Consider the following 22,250-nt stretch of genomic DNA (forward strand, 5'->3'; position numbering starts at 1 on the left):
GCATAATAGCTTAAGGCGCTAACAGCTAAGATCGATTTGCCCATTTCCAATGGCGTATTTTAACGCCGTAAGAAAGTCTGACCGATTGAATAAAAAGACATAGGCAGACGAGCACCATACCTATCCACCCCACCGGGTTTAATACTTCGCCAATTAAGAAGATAGCAAATAACGTTGCAACCAGCGGCTCAATGAGCGTAATCAGAGTTGCTTTGCTAGCTTCAGTGCTGCGAAGGCCATAGCCAAACAACAAATAGCCAAGAAACATAGGCACTGTAGCCATGTAGAGTGAGACGCTAGTGTGAATAGTGTTTGAAAACAAGTTATGGCCGGTAAACCAAAGGGATGGCAGTAAGACGACTGCTGCACAACCAAAGAGTCCGGCCATGGCGGATTTTGAATTTGCCCCAGCGTTTATGTGTTGTTTCGCAGCCCAAGAATATCCCGCGTAGGTTAACCCTGCTACTAGGCCTAATATAACACCGAGCACTTGCTGATTTTGAGACGTCGCTAATGCAAGGGTGTCCTGTGACTTACCGACGGCCAAAAGTCCGATGCCCATCGCGCCGAAAATAAAGCTTATAAACCACTTTAGCGACACTGCCCTTTTACCGATAAAGTATTCCAACAGTGCGGCAAACAAAGGCGCACTAGCAATAGACACCACCGTACCAATGGCTACGCCTGACAATCGCATAGAACTATAGAAGCTCAGTGGATAGATGGCTACACACGCACTACCAAACAGAAAGATCAGCGGTTGAGAAAAAAGAACTCGTGCATCGTTTATAAGTGAGGTTCTGGCGCTAAGACAAAGCAATACGCCACCTATACCCATTGCAAATGCACCAATGGCTAGGGGACTGATTTCGGGTGCAAACTGAGCAGCAGTGCCGGTGGTTCCCCACAAAAAACTGGCGATAACAATGGCAAAACTACCTTTCACAGCATTCGTTGTCTTCACTGTTTTATCCACTGCGTTTTCCTTTTGTATGTTAAAACTTCCCGCAAAGCATCGGTTTGATAGAATGTCTACCTTAAGCCTCTATCTAAGCGATATTTTCACGCAAAGTAGTTGCGTTTACACAGAAATCATACTGAGATTTTTGATTTTGTATTTAACCTGTTAGACGTTTTTTTTGACCTTTTGGACGCACACTTTAAACACAATCAAAATTAACACACGGCAAAAAAGCGATACCCACCTCAGCCTCTAGTACCCTCGCTGAAACACATTTATTTCAACACACTGAAATTAAAAATATTTTTAAAAATTGAGTCCTTACCTGATAGCAAAAAAGAACCAACCTGGATGGCGTTATGTTGAATAGAAAAATATACCGTTTGGACGCAGTACGATTTGCTTTTCGATAATAGGGTTGCCAGCGACAACGCAATGGCACAGAACTGAGGGCAAACAGATGATAACGTTGAACAGATCACTGTAACGGCGCCGCACCGCATAGAATCCATTGGAGACATGTCTATTTCAATCAACGCACAACGTTCCGCTATCTCTTTTAGTAACGGACTGATAAATCATCCCTGCCTGAGGGAATATGCTTTAAGGTTGAGGTTTCACCCATAGCTACTTATAGCTACTTTAAGAAGCGCTTGATAAGCGCAAACAAGGAAAAGAGTGGAGTTGGCCGTAAGCCGGGTTCTGTCGTGGGCAATCATTCCTCTAGATCAGCAATCACTCACTGATTCAAGCAACCTACCCGATCCCCATGCGGGCCACACGTTGAGGGATCCTATTTGGTCTTGCTCCGGGTGGAGTTTACCTTGCCACACTCTGTTACCAGAGGTGCGGTGCGCTCTTACCGCACCCTTTCACCCTTACCGGCATGTAAACATGCTTAGGCGGTCTTCTCTCTGCTGCACTTGTCGTCGGCTCGCGCCGCCCAGACGTTATCTGGCACCCTGCCCTTTGGAGCCCGGACTTTCCTCCCCTTTCTTACGAAAGCGGCGATTGCCTGGCCAACTCCGCGGCGCATTCTACATGAACTGCCTAGCAATAGCACCCTATTCCTACTCACTATAAAAGCACTGCTCTACCGCATTTTTGTCGAGCATCTGGGTGATGATGAAGATTTGGTCCCTCACTTCAAGCTTTGTACTGCCTTTGGGGATAAGTGTTTGCTCCCCCCTCGCAATCATCGCCACCACCGTATTTTCTGGTAAACCTAGCTCGCTAATAGTCTTGTTAAGAGCGGGTGAGTGCTTAGATACCTCAATTTCTATGAGTTCACGTTTGCTTTTTGCCACCTTTACAATTTCAAGCGTATTGGATGCTTTAACTTCATCTTCTAGCACCAAACCTAATTTGCGGGCGGCATAGGGCAGCGTTGAACCTTGCAATAACGCAGAAATTAAGACGATGAAGAACACCACGTTAAAAATAAGCTCGGCATACGGCATCCCAAATATTAGAGGGAATATAGCCATTATAATGGGGACAGAGCCACGCAAGCCTACCCATGAAATAAGCAAAGACGCTTTAAAAGAAAACTTTGAAAGGAGCAAAATAGGCATTACCACCAGCGGGCGTGCGATAAAAATAAGCACAAACGCAATTAAAAGCCCTTCTTTCCAGCTTACAAATAGCTCAGTAGGCGTTACCAGTAAACCCAGAATTACAAACATGGCGATTTGCCCCAGCCATGCCAAACCGTCTAGGAACACAAACGTATTACGCTGATACGCGAAACGGCTGTTTCCAACTATAACGCCCGTAATAAACGTGGCCAAAAACCCGCTGCCATTTAAATTCGCTGCAAGACCAAAAGACAATACGCCAAACAACATCACAAAAACGGGATAAAGACCAATTGCCATCAAGGAAACACGCCTGAATAACCAAACCGCTATCCCACCTATGGTAACGCCCACTGCCGTTCCCACTCCCATTTGACTGGCGAACAGAGATAGCAAATCTACAGGTCTGGTACTGCTGTCTTGAATAAGTGTGATAAGCCCTATGGTCAGAAATATAGCCATGGGATCGTTCGATGCACTTTCCAGCTCCAGGGTAGATTTGATTTTTGAGGGAATACGTATGCCTGCGTTACGCAGTACAGAAAATACCGCAGCGGCGTCCGTTGACCCCACAATCGCGCCAAGCAATAAGCCTTTATAGAGCGGTAAATCGAGAATAACCATAGCCGCGACACCAGTAAGCACTGCCGTGCCCACTACGCCAATGGTCGCGAGCAAAGCAGCCGGCTTCCACGCTTGCAGTATGGACTTTTTAGACGTTTGTAAGCCGCCGTCGAATAGAATAAGAATTAAGGCAAACGTGCCAATGGCGTGCGCAGCGTCGGCATTGTCAAAGAAAATTCGGCCAATACCGTCTTCGCCAGCCAACATACCCACACCAAGGAATAAAACCAACACAGGTACGCCAAAGCGCGGAGACAATTTGCTGGCCAGCACACCTAGAATGGCCAGCACTGCACTGAGTAAAATAATGTGATCAACCGCAAACATCATACGCTCCTTATTACCCATGATGCGCACTCGTCAAGGGCGCACATGCGCGCCCACATCAGGGGGTCCTGTTAATACTGCTACCCTACCGCGCTTTTTGACGAATGTATTGAGATACACATGCGCTGTAGCACATTAAAAATCAAGGACTCGGCCGCCTAGGGAATGTGCGACAACGAGGCCTTGATCTCTTCTGCCGTAGGTTTCAACTGCGCTTTACCCTGCCTTTCTCGTCTTTTGCCTAATAAATACAGCAAGGTAGAGGTGATGAACAAGGTTGATGACGTGCCAATTACGACAGCAAAGACCATGGGAACAGCAAAGCTCTTTACTGCATCGCCACCGAAAATAGCCATGGGCAACAGCGCTAGCAGTGTGGTCACGGAAGTAAAGACCGTGCGGCTTAACGTACTGTTAACGGCTTCATTAATGGTATCCGCTAATGGCTTATTTGGATCTAATCGCAATAGTTCGCGGATGCGATCAAGCACCACCACCTTGTCGTTTATAGAGTAACCAATCAATGCTAACAATGCCGCCACAGCCGTTAGATTAAACTCGATGCCCGTTAGCGCGAAAAAGCCTATGGTTTTGGTTAAGTCGAGCAGCACAGTGAGAAGCGCAGCCGTTGCAAAGTGCGCTTCAAAGCGCGCCCATAGGTAAACCAGCATGCCTCCACCCGCTATCAGTAGCGCCAAAATCGATAACTCAGCGAACCCGCCGCTGACTTTAGGCCCAACCATATCAACTTTATCAAAGCTTACATTACTGTCTGCCAACGAAATCGCACGTTTTAGCGCATCAGTGTGCGTTAGATTTGTGCTGTTATCACTACGACTTATATGGCTTTCCTTTGCAGTATCTACGGTTTTTTCAAGCACGGGCGCACGTAATAAATAGTGGTGCTCACTGCCGTATTCCTGAATTGCAATGTGATCAAAACCACTGCTTTGAATGGCATCCCGCAGTTCATCAGTAGAAAGGCTTGGCGCGGTCAGTTCAATCATAGTGCCGCCGGTAAAGTCGACGCCATAGTGCAACCCGGGTTTGGCAAACAAGCCCATTGAAAGCACCGTAAGCACCACCGAGATAGTGAGGGCAATATTCCGCTTGGCCAGAAAGTTAATGCCGCTAAGGGTATCACTTAAACGTAGAAGTGGTGAGGTGAAACGTAAAGGCAAGCGCTGCTTCGTGCGATCTCGCATATGCTTAGACTTGACGACGTTCATCATCAACATCTTAGTGAGCGCCACCGCAGTAAAAACCGAAGACACAAGGCCAAGGGCAATAGTGATGGCAAACCCTTTAATGGGTCCGCTTCCGAACATAAACAACAAACTGACCGCTATCAGCGTGGTGAAATTTGAATCGACAATAGTTGCGAACGCTTTATTGAAGCCCACTTCTATTGCACTGGCCGCCGGACGCCCTTTTTTGCTTTCTTCGCGAATACGTTCATTAATCAAAATGTTTGCGTCTACCGCCATGCCCATGGTCAAAATCAAGCCAGCAATGCCCGGTAACGTCAGTGTGGCGCCAAACAGGGTTAATGCGCCAAATACCAGCGCCATGTTGATACACAAAGCAAAACTTGCGATAGCGCCCCACCTACCGTATATCGCCACCATAAATGCCAATACCAGTAACGCACCTGCAACGCCACTTTTCACACCAGTTTGAATTGCATCGCTGCCTAAATCAGGCCCCACCGTACGCTCTTCTATAATGGTAAGTGGCACAGGTAGTGCACCGGTTCGAAGCATAAGTGCGGTATTACCCGCCTCGGGCAGCGTAAAGTTACCGGTTATTTCACCGCGACCTCCTGGGATAACGCTATTAATAACGGGGGCTGTCACCACGTTGTCGTCAAGGACGATAGCAAGCACACGGCCGATATTGTCACGTGTCATAGTGGCAAACTGCTTGGCACCTGCACTGTCTAACCGAAACGTCACTACTGGCTGGCCATTTTCACTGCTTAAGACACCTGCCGCGTCAGTAATGTGCTCACCTTCTAGCGCCACTTTTTGCTCTAAGCGATAGGTATTCCCCGCCGCATCTTGCTTATTCATTACCTGCTCAGACTGGCTGTTCGCGGCCCAGTGAAAGGTCATCTGTGCGGTAGTGCCCAGTAATTTTTTAACTTGGGTGGGGTCAGACATGCCCGGCATCTGCACTAAAATGGCATCTTTACCCTGTAAGGTCACGCTGGGCTCAGTAAGACCGGTTTCGTTCAAACGCTTTCGCACTACTTCTACACTACGGCTTAACGTGTCTTTTACTAATTGCTCGGTATACAGGGTGTTAAGGGTAAGAGTGACGGTGTTCTGCTTTATCGAGACATTAAGTGCGCTTGACCCGTTTGGCTGAGCAGACACTTGATACGCTATATCTTTTACGGTTCTTGCATCATCCGCACTATGCAAAGCAAAAACAACGCGACCACGACTCTCACTTCCAGTCTTATGGGAAAGTGAATGAGACGTTTTTGTATAGCGTATGTTTTGATTGCGCAACTCGCTAAACAAATCACTTGAGAAACTGTTGAGTTGCTTTTCAAACAAGGCATTGGTGTCTGCAGCTAGAAGCAGATGTGACCCTCCTTGTAAATCTAAGCCTAAAGATAGCGTGGAAGTGGTGTACCACGCGGGTAATTGCTGTTTTATAGATTGTGGCAGTAAGTTGGGCGCAGCGCTCAGTAAACCGAGCATAACGATGAGCACATACACAAAGCCACGAAATGAAAATCGTGCCATTTTAAAATCCTGAATCATTAATTTTTAAACGCCCTAATGTGCTACAACACAAACGTGCTGGCGCATTAAGGAAAGAAGAGAACTAGCTCAGGAAGAGAGGTGGGCCGCGAGAGGGTTGCCGGTAAAGTGGACGAGTACGGATGGCAACGTATGTAATGCACAAACACAGCTTGATGGTGAGTACAATGATCCCCAAACCTGGTTCAATAACGGCCTCAGGCCCATCGCTTTGCTCGTCACTGTTTTCTAATTTTGTCCCTGTAAACCGCAACGAGTAGCTCTTGCCCGCATAGTTAAATTGGGCGAGGGGTGACTGCTGACTTACCTCAATGTCTTCATTAATTTGACCAGTTTGAAAGCTCGCACTGAGAATGAGGCACGAAAGTACCCATGCCAAGAAAAGCGGCATGTAGGAAGAAAACCCATGGCGAAAATCAGATGCTCTCAATGTAGTGAAGTACTTTTATATTAGTAAAGTCGTGTGTTGCATCACACACTGTGCTAACGCAGTGATATGAGGGTTGAATATACGTTAATCAATGCTGCGAGTAATAAGATTATTGTTTAAGTGCCTAATTTTTGGGATTTACACTTCTCTTAAACGCTTCTTCTTGTAAGTTTAGTCACTTGGATATAAGGTGATTTTTTATGCTGTAAACATTAATTGGCAATGGAGCCAAAGCATGACGATTACTGTAGGGATAACACACCATACTGAATACCACTATGATAGAAGTATCAGTATGTCGCCACACACCTTCCGCCTTCGGCCCGCCCCACATAGTCGAACGCCAATAAAGAGCTATTCTTTAAAAGTTTTTCCTGAAGATCACTTTATAAACTGGCAACAGGATCCTTTTGGCAATTACCTAGCCCGCGTCGTCTTTCCCGAAAAAACAAAAAAATTCTCGTTTACTGTCGACTTGGTCGCTGAACTTACGGTGATTAATCCATTTGATTTCTTTTTAGAATCATATGCAGAAACCTATCCATTTAAATATGAGACACGACTTGCCCGAGACCTTGCGCCTTATCTCGAGAAAGAAACAGCATCTGACGTTTTTTCCACGTTAATTAATGAGCAAGTTCCAGACGAACCCGTTGCAACGGTCGACTTTTTAGTTGCTGTTAATCGGGCGGTATACGAACTTATCGAATATGGTGTTCGCATGGAGCCAGGCGTACAAAGTATCGATGAAACCCTAGAGAAAAAAGGAGGGTCATGCCGAGACTCTGCATGGTTGTCGGTACAAATGTTTAGACACCTAGGGCTTGCTTCGCGCTTTGTATCTGGTTATCTGGTTCAGCTAGCCCCAGATGAAAAATCTCTAGACGGCCCAAGTGGACCAGAGAAGGATTTTACCGACCTGCATGCATGGTGTGAAGTTTACGTTCCGGGGGCAGGATGGATTGGACTTGACCCGACCTCTGGCTTATTCGCAGGCGAGGGGCACATTCCTTTAGCCTGCACTCCTGAGCCAACATCGGCAGCGCCGGTCACAGGGGCCATCGACAAATGTGAATCTACGTTCAGCTTTTATAATAGTGTACAACGTCTTAACGAACCGCCTCGGGTAACAAAACCCTACAGTGATGCACAATGGTCGGCTATTGATAGATTAGGCACAGTCATTGACCAGCAGCTTAATGAAGCAGGGATCACGCTCACCATGGGCGGCGAACCAACCTTTATTTCCATTGACGATATGGAGAGTGAGCAGTGGAACACCGCTGCTGACGGAAAAGAAAAGCGGGAACTCGCGCATACTTTGTTTATGAAAATGGTGGACGCTTTCAGTCAAGGTGGGTTCAGGCATTATGGCCAGGGTAAATGGTATCCTGGAGAGCCGTTGCCCCGCTGGCAATATGCAAGCTATTGGCGAAAAGACGGCACGCCTATTTGGTCAAATGAGGCGCTGCTTGCCGACAAAATTAAGCGCTCTTCCAATGCAACGCCCGACGCTGAGGCTTTTGCGAACCACCTTTCTGTAGCGCTAGGACTTAATGAATCTGTTGTTGTTACTGCCTATGAAGATGTGCTCTATCACTTGTGGCAAGAAGGGAATTTACCCAAAGAGCCGTCACCCGATGCACCAGAACTCCTTGATGCAATGACTCGCAAAGGCTTTTTAGCCAAACTGGAACGAGGCTTAGATAAGCCAGTGGGTTTCGTGCTCCCTCTCACCTACGACACCGTTTTTGAAGGATGGCAAAGCAACCTTTGGTCATTCAAACGCGGGCATTGCTTTCTGCTTCCCGGCGACTCACCAATGGGATACCGCTTGCCATTAAATAGTCTCGGTAAGCCAAAACAGATATACGAGCGGGACCCTGCTGATATGACGGATTCATTGACGTCATTAAAAAAACAACGCGGTTACATAGGTCAAGAGTCAGTATTAACGGCACTTTGTATTGAAGTTCGCGATGGTCAACTTTGTATTTTTATGCCACCTGCCAGTCATTTTGAACATTACGCTTTACTCCTAAATGCTGTAGAAGTCGTTGCTGAAAAATTACAAACTCCCGTTGTATTAGAGGGCTATACGCCGCCTTACGACAGTCGTGTAGAAAAATTTGCTGTCACACCTGACCCAGGTGTCATTGAGGTTAATGTCCATCCGGCAACAAACTGGAAAACCCTCGTTAGCAACACTCACGCGCTGTATGAAATGGCCAAAACTTGTCGGCTTGGTACAGAGAAGTTTATGCTCGACGGTCGTCATGCAGGCACCGGCGGGGGCAATCATGTAACAATGGGCGGTCCCACCCCCCTTGAAAGCCCGTTTTTAAAGCGGCCCGACATACTTCGAAGCTTTATTACCTATTGGCAGCACCATCCAGGGCTGTCGTATCTATTCTCAAGTTTATTTATAGGCCCAACCAGTCAAGCCCCGCGTGTAGATGAAGCGCGCGATGAGACCCTGTATGAGCTTGAAATTGCGTTTTCTCAAATTCCAGACGGCGAAGTACCAGCGCCATGGCTCGTAGACCGTTTGCTAAGGCATTTACTTACTGATTTGACGGGAAATACCCACAGAGCAGAATTTTGTATCGATAAGCTATTTAACCCCGACTCCCCTACCGGCCGTTTGGGTATTGTTGAATTTCGCGGCTTCGAAATGCCACCCCACGCGCGAATGAGTTTAATGCAAATGCTACTGCTGCGTACGCTTCTTGTTTGGTTTTGGAAGCAGCCCTACAAAAAGAAACTAGTAAGATGGGGGACTGAGTTGCATGACCGGTTCATGCTACCTCATTACGTTAGACAAGATATTGCAGAAGTGTGTAGTGACTTAAACGCGGCTAACTTTCCAATTAAGTTAGAGTGGTTTGAACCGTTTTTTGAATTTCGTTTCCCTCGCTGCGGAAGCCGCGAAGTGGGCCAAATCAAACTGGATTTATTCAGTGCTATTGAACCTTGGCACGTGCTGGGCGAAGAAGCAACCGGCAGCGGCACTGCCCGCTATGTTGACAGTTCTCTAGAGCGGGTTCAGCTTACCGTATCGAATATGCATACCGACCGATATATTGTTTCTTGTAACGGGCGCAGACTGCCATTGAAAGAGACGAATATTCGGGGTGAGCATGTCGCGGGAGTTCGTTTCAGAGCGTGGCATCCTGCATCCGCTCTGCACCCGACCATTGGTGTACACGCGCCATTAGTGTTTGACGTATACGACACATGGTCTGGCCGTTCATTAGGCGGCTTTACCTATCACGTTAGCCATCCTGGTGGCCGCAACTTTTCGACGGTGCCCGTTAACGCATTTGAAGCTGAAGGAAGACGTATTGCGCGCTTCTGGGAGCACGGTCATACACCTTCATTCAAATCAAGCGCGTTACCGGAGTGGTCGCCTCACTTAGCGACCCAGCATGTTGTCAATCATGAAGGTCAGAGTGACTTTGATCTGCCTTTGGAAGAAACTGAGAATGAAGAGTATCCGAATACACTGGATTTGCGTCGACCTCCTACTCTATAGTTTAGGTGATTATTAAGTTTATGAGTGAAGATTTCACCATGCCAGAATGGCTAAACAGCTATACCACTTCTAGCACGCTTCCCGATGAGAATAAGCGTCTTATCAACACCTTATTCTCTCGTTTATCTGGCCTCAACAGTGAGGAAGTCTCCTTCAGGGCAAACGAAATCCGCAGACTTATGCGAAACAGTGGCTTTGCAGATATTGACGAGCAACAAAACTGGCAACTCGACCCCTTACCCATGATGGTTTCAAGTCAAGATTGGGAGGTGATAAGCCGTGGAATTGAACAGCGGATGTTGCTTTTAAACAAAGTATTAATCGACCTTAATGGCGACCAAAGCACACTGACTCACGGCATTTTCGCAACTAAACACCTAATGCGACACCCGTTTTATCTTGCAGACACGCATCAAGTTCCCTCACAAAATCAGGGGGTCTTTTTAAATGCTTTTGATATTGGACAAGATGCTAATGGTGAGTATTTCGTACTTCATGATCACTGCCAGTTTCCTCGAGGTCTTGGACTCTTACTCGAAAACCGTATTGTCGCAAGAAGGGTCATGAGTGAAGAGTTTACTGAATGTGGCGTGCTGCGCATCGCAGGCTTCTTCGAACAACTCCAACGGGCAATTTCTCAAGAAACTGCCGCATTAACCGATCCGCGCATTGTTATTTTGTGTCGAGGCCCAGATGATCAGTATTATTCTGAGCAAGCCTACCTCGCGACATATATGGGCTATACCCTTGTCCGCAGTGCAGATTTAACGGTAAGAAAAGGCCAAGTTTGGCTTAAAGCACTTGATGGTTTGCGCAAAGTCGATGTGATTTTACGCTGGATTGAAGATAGGTACCTAGACTCGCTAGAACAAGTTGATTATTCAGCATTTGGAATACCGGGGCTTATTCATGCAGTTCGGTCACAAAACGTGGTTTTGCTGAACCCTTTAGGCAATGGCGCGATACAAATACCGGCTATTCACAATAATTTACCTCTTGCCGCCAAGCATTTAATAAATGAATCTCTTTTATTGCGCCAACAGGAAACGTTTCCCATTGACGCTTTAGAAGAGCAAAATTGGGCAGGCTTCGAACTGCGAAGTTATATCGACCCAGCGTTGAAATTCGATGGCGAGAAAGACAGGGCCGCGATTGCTAAGTTAATCAACCAATTACCACCTGAAGACCTCTACTGGCGTAAAAAGTTAATACTTTCGCAGGCGCCTTTTTGGCACGAATCGGGGGTAGTGAGTAAGCCTGTCATTATGCGGTGTTACGCCCTTCTTTCACAAGGCCAGGTATTCATATTGCCTTCTGCAATGTGTTTCACTCCTCGCGCAGTGCGCGCCGATGGTAAAATGGACATAAAAGACACATGGGTGGAGACCATTGGCCCCCCTCAAGGCCAAGCACCGTCGATTCCTAAGTCTTTGCAGTCAAACGCCGACTTAGCTCTCGTTGAAGGGTTGCTACCTAGTAGAACGGCCGAGAACTTGTTTTGGTTGGGCTGCGCGGTCGAACGTAGCGAGAACGTTATCCGCTTAGTCAGGGTATTTATCGACAAGTTTACCGAACTGGCTATCTATCCAGATGAAGCGCACAGGAACGCCCTGCTTCGTTTTAAAATGGGGATTGAAAATCAAGCACTCATCTACCCGTACCAATTTTCCGTTCCCTCAGACTTAGCAAACCCTGGAGGAGGATTTAAAGAGCTGGTTGTCTCCTTAATTAACAGCAATCAATTCGTCGGTGGGCTCTTTAGTAGCATTACCATGGTTGTGCAGAGTGCCCTTCAGGTAAGAGAGCTACTTTCTTATGATAGCCTGCGTATCATCGAAAATTTAGAAGAAGAGATCTACAACTTTACCTTAATAAACGAGCAAACTCCCACTCACCGATTGCAAACGATTCTGGATAGACTAATTGGGCTCATCATGGCCTTCAATGGTTCTATTCAAGACAGTTTATCTAAAAGCAACGGCGCCTTTATGATAGAGATTGGGAAGCGTTTAGAGCGCAGTAATCAACTCGTTTCTATGATTCGAAATCTATTGCAGTCTCCTTTTCCAGAAGCCGAACAACAAAATGTATTAGACATTGTGTTGGTAGCACAAGTTAGCGCGATTACCCATAGAAGGCGGTATCGCGCATTTCAGAGTATAGAGACTGGCTTAGAACTTCTTTTACTAGACGCCGAATACCCCCGTTCACTGGCCCATCAGATACAGAAGATTACTGAACTATGTAACAGTCTTCCTGTGAAAGCCAAGCCTGGGTTCCTCAGCACTACAGAGAAAATTTTATTGCAGCTCAAAGCAAGCTTTGCCTTAGCGGACAGATATACACTCACCATGACGAATGCCGATGCTTCATCCGGGTTAGCGTCATTGTTGGACAGCGTGACGTCACATCTTCAGAAGTTTAGCGAAATGATGCAGACGCAATACTTTAGCCACACTAAACCAGCGTCTCAGTTACATTGGTCTGGTATTGGAACACCCACACCTCAAATTATAGAAAGCCCTACTGCTTCACGCACCGACTCAGCCGCTGAACCTTCCAGCGACCATCATCAAGATGAGGAAGGTAAATGAAATACAAAATTCAGCATATTACGACTTACAGGTATTCGGATAAAGTCAGCTTGACCCAAAATCATGCTCGACTTATCCCTCTTAATACCCTCAATCAAAAGCGAATTAGCGCCAGTGTTACGATTATTCCAAAGCCAGACTATCAGTCTGAGTTTAAAGATTATTTTAATAACACGGTGACTGTGTTTGAAATTCCTACCTTGCATGAAGAAATGCAGGTGATTGCTAGTAGTGAAGTAGAGATTCAGGGCGCCCCCTTACAGGGATTGTTTGCCCACAATACACAATGGGAAAGCGTTCGGGATCAGATTCGCTACCCGACCGACAAGTCGATGTTAACTGCGCAATACTTCAGTATTCCAACGCGTCTAACCCAAGCAAATAAGGCGATTCACGAATACACGCTTGCCTCATTTAAGCCCAATCGTCCTATTGTGGAAGCTTGCGACGAGTTGATGGATCGGATTTTTAACGACTTCACTTTCGACCCGTCATTTTCCACAGTTAATACACCTGTCAGCCACGTATTTGAGCATAAACGAGGTGTCTGTCAGGACTATGCACACCTTACACTGACATGCTTACGCAGTATCGGGCTCGCGGCTCGCTATGTAAGTGGGTATATCGAAACCATCCCACCGCCGGGACAGGAAAAACTTACTGGTGCTGACGCCACCCACGCTTGGGTTGCGCTGTTCGTGCCAGGCTCTGGTTGGATTGACTATGACCCAACCAACAATTTGAAACCCTATGACCAGCACGTTACGTTAGCTGTTGGACGAGATTTTGCGGATATCACTCCACTTAAAGGCATTATGTTTGGTGGAGGAAATCAGGTTTTAGATGTTTCAGTGGATATGAATCGGGGATAATAAGGAGTGTAGTTTGAGTAACCAAAAGCAAAGTCAGTCATTTTCAAATGCGGTAGATTTAAAGCACTGCAATTTTTCCGAATTTTATGACGAACTGATTGATGAGAATGGGGTGGCACGCCCGCACGGGGCGCCTTTGATAGATTATTTATCACAACTGTCTGAAGAAGAACTTAAAAACGCACAGAACGCCGCCGAGTTGGTAGTTAAAGAGATGGGAATAACCTTTACCGTCTATGGCGAGGGGAGTTCTATAGACAGAGCATGGCCCATTGATATTATTCCTCGCATTATTTCTAATAAGGAATGGCAGCGTGTCGAGAAAGGACTCAAGCAAAGAGTCAAAGCGCTCAATATGTTTATTGACGATCTCTACCACGATCAAAATATTATCAAGGATGGCGTTTTTCCAAAGGCCTTAATCGACAAGTCGGTTAATTTCCGTAAACAGTGTATCGGCATTTCGCCGCCTAACGGCATATGGGCCCACATTTGCGGTTCTGACCTCGTAAGAGACAGAGATGGCACTATTTACGTGCTCGAAGACAATCTTCGCGTACCTTCTGGCGTGTCTTACATGTTAGAAAATCGCTCTGTGCTCAAGCGTGTTTTTCCCGATATGTTCGAAAAGATGGATATTCTGCCGGTTAACGATTATCCCTCGCAATTATTCGATATGCTTTCTAGCTTGTCTCCTCAGCAGGATGAAAAACCTGAAGTCGTGGTGTTAACGCCGGGGATATACAACTCAGCCTATTTCGAGCACTGCTACCTTGCGCAAGAAATGGGGTGCGAGTTAGTAGAAGGCAGCGACTTAACGGTAGAGAAAGACGATTGTGTCTACATGAAAACCATCAAGGGGTTGCGCCGTGTTGATGTTATTTATCGGCGTATTGATGACATGTTTATAGACCCAGACGTATTCGATCCAACATCAATGTTAGGTGTTCCCGGAATTATGCGTGCGTGGAGTAAAGGTAATGTCACCTTAGTTAACGCGCCTGGTGCTGGGGTCGCAGATGATAAAGTTGTGTATACCTATGTGCCTGATTTCATCCGCTATTATTTGGATGAAGACATCATACTTCCCAACGTAAAAACCTACCGATGCTACGAACCTGAAGATTTGGAATATGTAGAGGCTAATATAGACAAGTTAGTCATTAAGCCCGCGAATGAATCAGGGGGTTACGGCTTACTGATAGGTCCGAAGTCTACAAAGAAACAACAGCAAGAAACTCTCGCTCAGATAAAAGCCGACCCTCGAAACTGGATTGCACAACCTACGCTAAATCTATCAACGGTTCCCACTCTTGACGGTGGAATCATTGAAGGGCGCCACGTAGATTTACGCCCTTTTGTTCTCTCCTCTGGAACCAGCACCTACGTCACGACCGGCGGACTGACACGGGTAGCCCTGGTAAAAGGTTCTCTCGTGGTTAATTCATCACAAGGTGGTGGAAGTAAAGATACTTGGATCGTGGATTAAGGAGAGATTGTTATGCTATCAAGAGTTGCAGAAACGCTTTATTGGACAGCTAGATATGTGGAGCGCGCGGAAAACCTTGCACGCCTCATCAATGTAAATAATCTTTTGCTGATGGATTTGCCTAAAGGTTTTTCACCTGGTTGGGAGCCGCTATTAGATATTACCGGCAATCGAGAAGGCTTTGAGTCTGTGTATACAGATTTTAGCGAGAGAAATGTTCTTAAATTTTTAACGGTGGATAGCAAAAACCCGTCATCCATCCTTAGTTCGCTTCAGTTCGCTAGAGACAATGCTCGTACCATTAGAGACGTTATTCCACGTGAAATTTGGGAAACGCTAAATGCATTGCACTTATCGGTAAAAGAAAATAGCAGCAGTTTTCTTAACAAACGAGAGCGATTTTCGAGCTTAAAACAGGTCATCAACCAGTGCTTGCTCATCTACGGTACTATGGATGCAAGTATGAGTCATGATGAAGGCTATTTCTTCTGGCGATTTGGCGCTGCCTTAGAACGCGCAGATATGACATCAAGAATTATTGACGTACGTTCTGCCACACTCACAGAGGACATGAGCGACTTACCTTTTGAAAATATTCTATGGATGAGTGTTCTGCGTTCATTAAGTGGATATCAAATGTATCGACAAAAAATGGGCGTGCGTATACGACCTGGCGATGTACTACTCTTTATGTTGCACAGTAAAGAATTCCCTCGTAGCGTCATGTTTTGTTTGAACAAGCTGAAAAGCTTATTTTTAAACTTACCGGACAGTAAAGCAATCATTGAACATATCGACCACAGTATTGAAGATTTAGAGAAACAATCTGTTGCGACGCTTAGAGGGCGAGCACTTCATAATTATATTGACGAGTTGCAGATCGATTTTGCTGATATTCATCACCAGTTATCAGAACAATATTTTTTACATTAGTCTGTCCCTCTTGAAGCATGCCGTATAAATAAGGGGTGAGTTTGCTAAGTAAATTAAAACCGGTTCAGCAATCTAAGTAATAGAGTAAAGCCCGCTTTTTCGCGGGCTTCATACAATTAAAACCCAAATATTGAGGAAGGAATGGCAAGGCCGCTATAACCCCCTCATTCAGTAAACCGGCTTGCAAAAAACTTTGCATTATACTTTTTGACCGTATAACGTTTGTATAAATCTTTTATAATGCAATGTGTTACCCTTTATTCTTCGAACATCACGTTGATATTTATTAAACCGTTAGTGAGGGTTAGAACAACTTTTCCAACCATAACCCTTCTATTTGTTTAATCTGGTTCACGTCGTTGTCGATGATGAGTATTAGAACGATTGCTGGTTAGTTTATTCATAATAAAGCGTAACAACATGTCACTTTTTTATTCGATGAATCAGTCTTTTATATGACTTAAAATAAAGGTTTCAGCAATTTTTCTTACTGCGAAAACGGGAATGACTTTGACAGAAACAACTCAGCCTCGCCAAACTACTGCTGGGCAGCAAGAAATGATGGCAGTCCGTCAAAGCAGACGCTATACCTTATGTCATGTCCTCACCATTATCGGCGTCATTTTTCTATGTGCGTTAGGCATTTTTAGTTTATATGATGGGTCAATTTTGCTGGGCAGCGTGCTGCTTATCAATGCCGTCATTGGTGTAATCAATCTTTATGTTCTCAAGCGCTCTAATAATGTGGAGCGAGCCGCTATTATTCTTAGCGCTATTTTGTTTGTTTTAACAATGAGTCTTCTTATCACCGGCGGTAAAGATAATACGGGCATGCTATGGATTTACCCCATTGCTGCGATAAATCTTTTTATTAATCGCTTTTGGCCTGCCGTGGTCGTGTTTTGTATTTTCAGCGTGACCAGTATTTTGCTGTTATTTACGCCTTTGTCAGCCGTATTAATGACGAGCTATACGCTTGTTGAATCTCTCCGTTTTGTGCTCACCACAATCGCCCTTAACGCGATATGTCTTGCTGCGTTACGATCGGAAGAACGGTCGTATCAAACCATTATGCAGCTTCACGACGATGATATCCGTCAAATGGCTTATTACGATACATTGACAGGCCTGCCAAATCGCTGGAGCTTTAAAACAAACCTGAATCGAATGTTGAGCAGAGCTGAAAAAGACAAGCATCGTATAGGTTTACTGTACATCGACCTAGATAACTTCAAGCAAGTAAATGACCAATACGGACATGAGGCGGGAGACCGTTTATTGCTTAAGTTTAGTGAACGTCTATGGGAGGCAATACGTCCCACCGATCAACTCTTTAAAAGCAGCACAGAGAGTCTAGCGAGGCTAGCGGGGGATGAGTTCGTGGTATTGCTGCCTGATATTAAAGAGCCTTTGAATGCCGCCACGGTCGCTTCACGCATTTTAGATGTATTTAACGGCGGCTTTGAAGTCGACGGCATTAAGCATATGACCTACGCGAGTATTGGTATTGCGGTTTATCCAGACGATGCGATTGAACCTTCGGAGCTGATTAATCATGCAGATGCCGCAATGTACAACGCTAAACGCAGCGGAAAGAATTGCTTTAGGTTTTTTACTCAAGATATTGCAGACAGCCTACGAGAACGCCAACAAATAGAACAGGGCCTAAAGCTTGCGTTAAGTGAGGAGCATTTTTCCTTAGCTTTTATGCCAATTTTTGACTGCAAGAATAGCAATATTGTAGCGGTTGAAGCACTGTTGAGATGTCACACGCCCGAACTTCAGGGTATAGGCCCTGACCGCTTTATTCCCGTTGCTGAAGCTACAGGGCTCATCAAAGATATTGACCTGTGGGTCATCAACAATGCTTTAAAAGCATTGGTTAACTTACAATCAGAACACAGTTTTCAGGGAAAAATTTGCATTAACATTTCCGGGGTCGAGCTACACAATGAACTGTTCCCGTCCCAAGTTAAAGCGCTACTCGAAGCCTACAAGGTCGACCCTGAATACATAGAGCTTGAAGTAACGGAAACTGCATTTGTCGCCGGTGATACAACGTGTATCGCCACGTTGGAAGCATTAGAGGCTCTGGGTGTATCGTTAGCACTGGATGATTTTGGTACGGGCTACACGGCGTTTAGTCAATTAATTCATTACCCTGCAGACTGTCTCAAAATAGACCGTTCATTCGTAAGTGATTTATTCTCAGAAAGAGAGGCCAGAAACAAAATGGTCATGGTTATTCAAAACTTGGCTAAATTATACGGTCTGCGCGTTATTGCTGAAGGTGTTGAAACGCAAGAACAACTGGATTACTTGAAAGAAAATGGATGTGATTGGGCACAAGGTTACTATTTATCTAAACCGCTTACCTGGAACGATTTCTTAAAAAAATTACATAAGTAGGTAAACGTTTGCCATGGTATATTGAGTGTATTGAAGGAGTCACCACACAACTCATTTCGCTAATGTTAAGCCGCACGTTTGCCGCAGCACAAAGTTGCTATGCCCTGCAATAACCAATAACACATCGCAGCGAGCGCATAAAAGGACCCGCCCTTGTGAAAAAGATTTTCTTGTTTTCCTTATTACTTATTTCATCACACGTTTTTGCTGACAGCGGTTCGCGCTTGATTGCCTCAGGGGGAATTACTGGCTTTGAAGGCACGGCTGGTGGAGGAATTACGCCATGGGCATTTATCGGTGGCTACACCAGTAAGGAAGAAATCAGTTATTCAGCAAACGTTCAATACTTAAGCTTGAACGATTACACATTGAAAACGGCAGGTTTAGGAATAAGCCTATTTGACCGTGTTGAACTGAGCTTTCAACGACAACGTTTAGATATATCATCAGGGCTAACAAGCAATGTATTCGCCTTGCTCACCGATGGCGCTATTACGAATGCTAACAGCGCAACTATCGAGCAAGACATCATTGGCGCAAAAGTTAAAATTTTTGGTGATGGTGTTTTTACCCAAAACGATTGGCTCCCCCAACTTGCCATCGGTGCCCAGTACAAAAAAAATAGAGACTTTGATAGCTCTCTGTCGCTTCCCGATGGCTCTGTACCGCTTCCTGGCATCGGCGTTCCTCTTCTATTAGGCGCAAAAAACGACAGCGGTACTGATATTTACTTATCTGCGACTAAGCTGTGGTTGGGCTACCCATCGGGGTATAACTTACTTGCCAATTTAACCGCAAGGTACACGAGAGCCAATGTGTTTGGTTTACTTGGTTTTGGTTCAGAAGGCGATGATAGTGCAAAGCTTGAGTGGGAAGGCTCATTAGCGGTTTTAATCAGCCCTACTACCGCAATAGGTACAGAGTTCAGAACGCAAACCAACCGACTGGGCGGATTGGCTGAAGAAGACACCGTAGTAGACGCCTTCATCGCTTACTTTCCAAATAAATCGATATCGATCACTGCCGCCTACGTTGATTTGGGTAATTTACCCTTGCAAGAAGGCTCTTCAGGTTTTTATTTAACGGTGAGTGGTAACTTTTAATAGGGCTAGGAGCATATGATGATGGCATTGTTTATTCGCGCAATCACAGCCGCATTGATAGCGATTTTCGTAATAGGCTGTACAAGCACCCCCCAACAAAGTCTTTATGAAGAAATTGGCGGTCACCAAACATTGAATACTATTTATGGCGTTGCTATTACCCGTATTTACACCGACCCCGTAATTGGCCATTACTTTAAGGGAGTACCTAAAAAGCATTTGCGTGACCGGCTTGTTACGCAAACGTGCGAACTTATTGGTGGCCCCTGTGAGTACGATGGAAAAAGCATGGTAGAGTCTCATACGGGGCTAGGTATAAAAGAACGAGAGTTCTACATATTGGTGGAATATGTGCAGGGGGCAATGCGTGACGTCGGCCTTACTTATCAACAAGAAAATCGTATTTTAAATAAGTTAGCGCCAATAAAGTACGAAACCATATATCTCTGAAAATAAACGCCTTTGACTAAACACTCAATATACCAGTCCGCATAGATAATTACCCACTCAGCGAGAGTTAAAATGTTCGTAATCGCGGCGTGTTACCGCAGGTATAGTGGTTTTACATCGAGGTGGCACAACAAAGAGTACGGACACTTTAAACTCGCCCTACGGGAAGGTCTGGCAAGTTGGCGTTAAACGAACTCCTTATCTATGTGATATAAAAAACCCTCGAACTATCGAGGGTTTTAATCGTCTATATTGCGTCTTTGAATTAGTGTTTGCAGTAAATAAGTTGTTTAATACTGCCCAATAAAATCAATAAGTGGGTGGAACCTTATTTTTAATAAAGATGTTTAACAAAAATCAATCTCATAGTCGAAATTTTGTCAGTAGCTGCCTTCCCCAAGCTAGTAATTAAGCGACAGCTATGAGCGTAAAGCGGACGTCTGACATAACTCAGTTAGATAACCGCGTCAGGGGCAATGGAGTCTGTCGAGATAGCCACAAAAACTCACTTTTACTCGTCCGATAAAAGCTTTCCTTTTACGGACTGCCCATATTTTTACTTAATTTGAGTCCAACGTAGCGGTGTAATGAAGTTGGCAGAGTTATGTTCGAAGCATTGTAAGGCGTTTATCGCAAGAGCTTTACCTGAGTTACATCATAATCGCGAGCAAGCCATAAAGTGTCGTTAAATTTATCGAAGAGTGTCAACCACTTCTTATCAATGTTTCCCAGTACCCGCTTGGGTGTTAAGTTTAGAACAAATGCTTTATCACCCGATAGAGAATAAAAATGAATGCTATAGGGACTGAAGATTGTTTTAACCATCAGGTGTTGTTTATCTGAAGAAAAGCTCCCATGGCCGTGTTCAGTCGAAGTCACGTTAGAGATACCATCATCATTGATCACCGTTAGGTGCGTTGATCGCGAAGGGCACGGCTCTCTTTTGTGCCATAGTGATGGGCAATTAATGGCGAGCACAAGAGGCCTTTTATCAAAACAGATGTCACTACATTCGTGATACCAAGCTGTGTTGAACGGAAAAGCATACAATGGTGAATAATGAGCAAGGTTGTTATTTAAACTTATTTTTGAAATAAACCGTCCTCGTCTTTTATAAAAGAAATCTTCGAAAATTACGTGGATTGTACCAGTGTGTTCATCCATGTGAGCCTTTACCGGTGACGTTGAACGGTTTGCAGCATCCATTGGAAACGGTTCGGCGAAAGGATATGTTTGAAAGTGACTATCTGAGAGCGTATAGGTAACAACACTATCGGGGAATACACAGCCGAATCCAGATGTAGTTTTAAACAAGGCAGCACATGAGAGTTCTTCTAAGTCATACGATATCGTGTAGGAAAGAGGAACAAAGTTACCTTCTTGCAACGCAATAAATTGATACCCACTATCTTGGCTCCAACTCAAGGCCACGCAGCGTTCTTCAGGCAATGCCACGATGTCTATGACTGTCATTTGTAAATCATATTGATGAGTGATAGTTGATTTGGCTGCCATAGCTATTCCTTTAGATGCTTGTTCGCATAAATTGACGTGATATAAGACAAATTAGCTCTACACATTACCCTATGTTACAGGTGGCTTTCAGAGTGGGCTAGCGTGTTAAAGTTAAACGGAGGAATTATTTTGGTTTTACGTAATATATTAGTCGTCATCTTTACCTGTAGATGGGAGATTAGTACAGGAAAACTGTGATTGGTGTGCCAGTACTCTCATCATGAAATAGCTTATTACTCCAGTTCGTTCCACCTCATGATGATATTCAATATACGATGAGTGAAAATATATAAAACGCATCAATTAGGAGGTTCGCAAGCTCCCTGAGACAATAACACGTGGGCTCAGTCGCTTCGCTCCAATTTTAGCCCACGTGTTATTGCCCCTAAGCGGGGCGTTAGGCGTCATTTACTCACAGCAATAAATGGTGATTCGGATGTGACATTACAGCATCAAGGTTGTTTCGCTAGGTTGTCTTTACAGCTTGCTTTTTTGATAGTTTCAACGGCTTTAGCAACGCGCTTTTCATCAATATCGCAACGCAAATATTCAACATCACCAGCTTTCTAAACTCGCTCTTTTATCCAGCAATGTCGTTAACATCTGGCATTTCGCACAGGGTTGTTTTATCTTAAATTCAATAATTTAAATAAGTGG

The 22,250-nt window shown here is 45.0% G+C and carries 13 protein-coding genes and 1 other RNA gene; 8 read left to right on the plus strand and 6 right to left on the minus strand.

Features of this window, described 5'->3' with window-relative positions; genetic code table 11:
- Positions 1-25 precede the first annotated feature (25 nt).
- The 5 genes from GVO63_RS03180 to GVO63_RS03200 all read right to left on the minus strand — a co-directional run bounded on the left by GVO63_RS03180 (position 26) and on the right by GVO63_RS03200 (position 6,693).
- Entirely contained in the window at positions 26-976 is a 951-nt protein-coding gene (locus tag GVO63_RS03180; protein ID WP_159578097.1) for a DMT family transporter, read from the minus strand.
- A gap of 661 nt (positions 977-1,637) precedes the next feature.
- Positions 1,638-1,988: RNase P RNA component class A (gene rnpB / locus GVO63_RS03185), an RNA gene on the minus strand.
- A gap of 43 nt (positions 1,989-2,031) precedes the next feature.
- Positions 2,032-3,489, minus strand: a complete 1,458-nt coding sequence (locus GVO63_RS03190) for a potassium/proton antiporter (protein ID WP_159578107.1) — start codon at positions 3,487-3,489, stop codon at positions 2,032-2,034.
- A gap of 158 nt (positions 3,490-3,647) precedes the next feature.
- Positions 3,648-6,245: a protein translocase subunit SecD gene (gene secD, locus GVO63_RS03195; RefSeq protein ID WP_159578098.1), complete on the minus strand. Its 2,598-nt coding sequence runs from the start codon at positions 6,243-6,245 to the stop codon at positions 3,648-3,650.
- A gap of 82 nt (positions 6,246-6,327) precedes the next feature.
- Complete coding sequence (locus GVO63_RS03200; protein WP_236552044.1) at positions 6,328-6,693, minus strand: hypothetical protein; 366 nt, start codon at positions 6,691-6,693, stop codon at positions 6,328-6,330.
- A gap of 235 nt (positions 6,694-6,928) precedes the next feature.
- On the opposite strand from GVO63_RS03200, the gene GVO63_RS03205 reads away from it, so the two are divergent.
- The 8 genes from GVO63_RS03205 to GVO63_RS03240 all read left to right on the plus strand — a co-directional run bounded on the left by GVO63_RS03205 (position 6,929) and on the right by GVO63_RS03240 (position 20,078).
- Positions 6,929-10,228, plus strand: coding sequence for a DUF2126 domain-containing protein (locus GVO63_RS03205; RefSeq protein WP_159578099.1), 3,300 nt, complete (start codon positions 6,929-6,931; stop codon positions 10,226-10,228).
- A gap of 20 nt (positions 10,229-10,248) precedes the next feature.
- On the plus strand, positions 10,249-12,822 hold the full coding sequence (locus GVO63_RS03210; protein ID WP_159578100.1) for a circularly permuted type 2 ATP-grasp protein: 2,574 nt from the start codon (positions 10,249-10,251) through the stop codon (positions 12,820-12,822).
- A complete protein-coding gene (locus GVO63_RS03215) occupies positions 12,819-13,694 on the plus strand; it encodes a transglutaminase family protein (RefSeq protein ID WP_159490518.1) in 876 nt (291 codons plus the stop codon). Before GVO63_RS03210 ends, GVO63_RS03215 begins: the two co-directional genes overlap by 4 nt.
- A 13-nt stretch (positions 13,695-13,707) precedes the next feature.
- Positions 13,708-15,183 carry a circularly permuted type 2 ATP-grasp protein gene (locus tag GVO63_RS03220; protein WP_159578101.1) on the plus strand — a complete coding sequence of 492 codons (1,476 nt, stop codon included), beginning with the start codon at positions 13,708-13,710 and terminating at the stop codon, positions 15,181-15,183.
- A 12-nt stretch (positions 15,184-15,195) separates the two neighbouring features.
- Positions 15,196-16,116, plus strand: a complete 921-nt coding sequence (locus GVO63_RS03225) for an alpha-E domain-containing protein (RefSeq protein ID WP_159490514.1) — start codon at positions 15,196-15,198, stop codon at positions 16,114-16,116.
- Positions 16,117-16,626: 510 nt separating this feature from the next.
- Positions 16,627-18,525 carry a bifunctional diguanylate cyclase/phosphodiesterase gene (locus GVO63_RS03230; protein WP_201284697.1) on the plus strand — a complete coding sequence of 633 codons (1,899 nt, stop codon included), beginning with the start codon at positions 16,627-16,629 and terminating at the stop codon, positions 18,523-18,525.
- Between the two features lie 155 nt (positions 18,526-18,680).
- Positions 18,681-19,628, plus strand: a complete 948-nt coding sequence (locus GVO63_RS03235; RefSeq protein WP_201281871.1) for a DUF3034 family protein — start codon at positions 18,681-18,683, stop codon at positions 19,626-19,628.
- A gap of 18 nt (positions 19,629-19,646) precedes the next feature.
- The gene (locus GVO63_RS03240; RefSeq protein WP_236552045.1) at positions 19,647-20,078 is read left to right on the plus strand and encodes a group 1 truncated hemoglobin; all 432 of its coding nucleotides are present in this window, start codon (positions 19,647-19,649) and stop codon (positions 20,076-20,078) included.
- A gap of 627 nt (positions 20,079-20,705) precedes the next feature.
- Here the strand turns inward: GVO63_RS03240 and GVO63_RS03245 are convergent.
- Positions 20,706-21,593 carry a hypothetical protein gene (locus tag GVO63_RS03245; RefSeq protein ID WP_159578103.1) on the minus strand — a complete coding sequence of 296 codons (888 nt, stop codon included), beginning with the start codon at positions 21,591-21,593 and terminating at the stop codon, positions 20,706-20,708.
- Positions 21,594-22,250: the final 657 nt, after the last annotated feature.

The organism is Alteromonas sp. KUL106, from assembly GCF_009811415.1.
Lineage (GTDB): Bacteria > Pseudomonadota > Gammaproteobacteria > Enterobacterales > Alteromonadaceae > Alteromonas.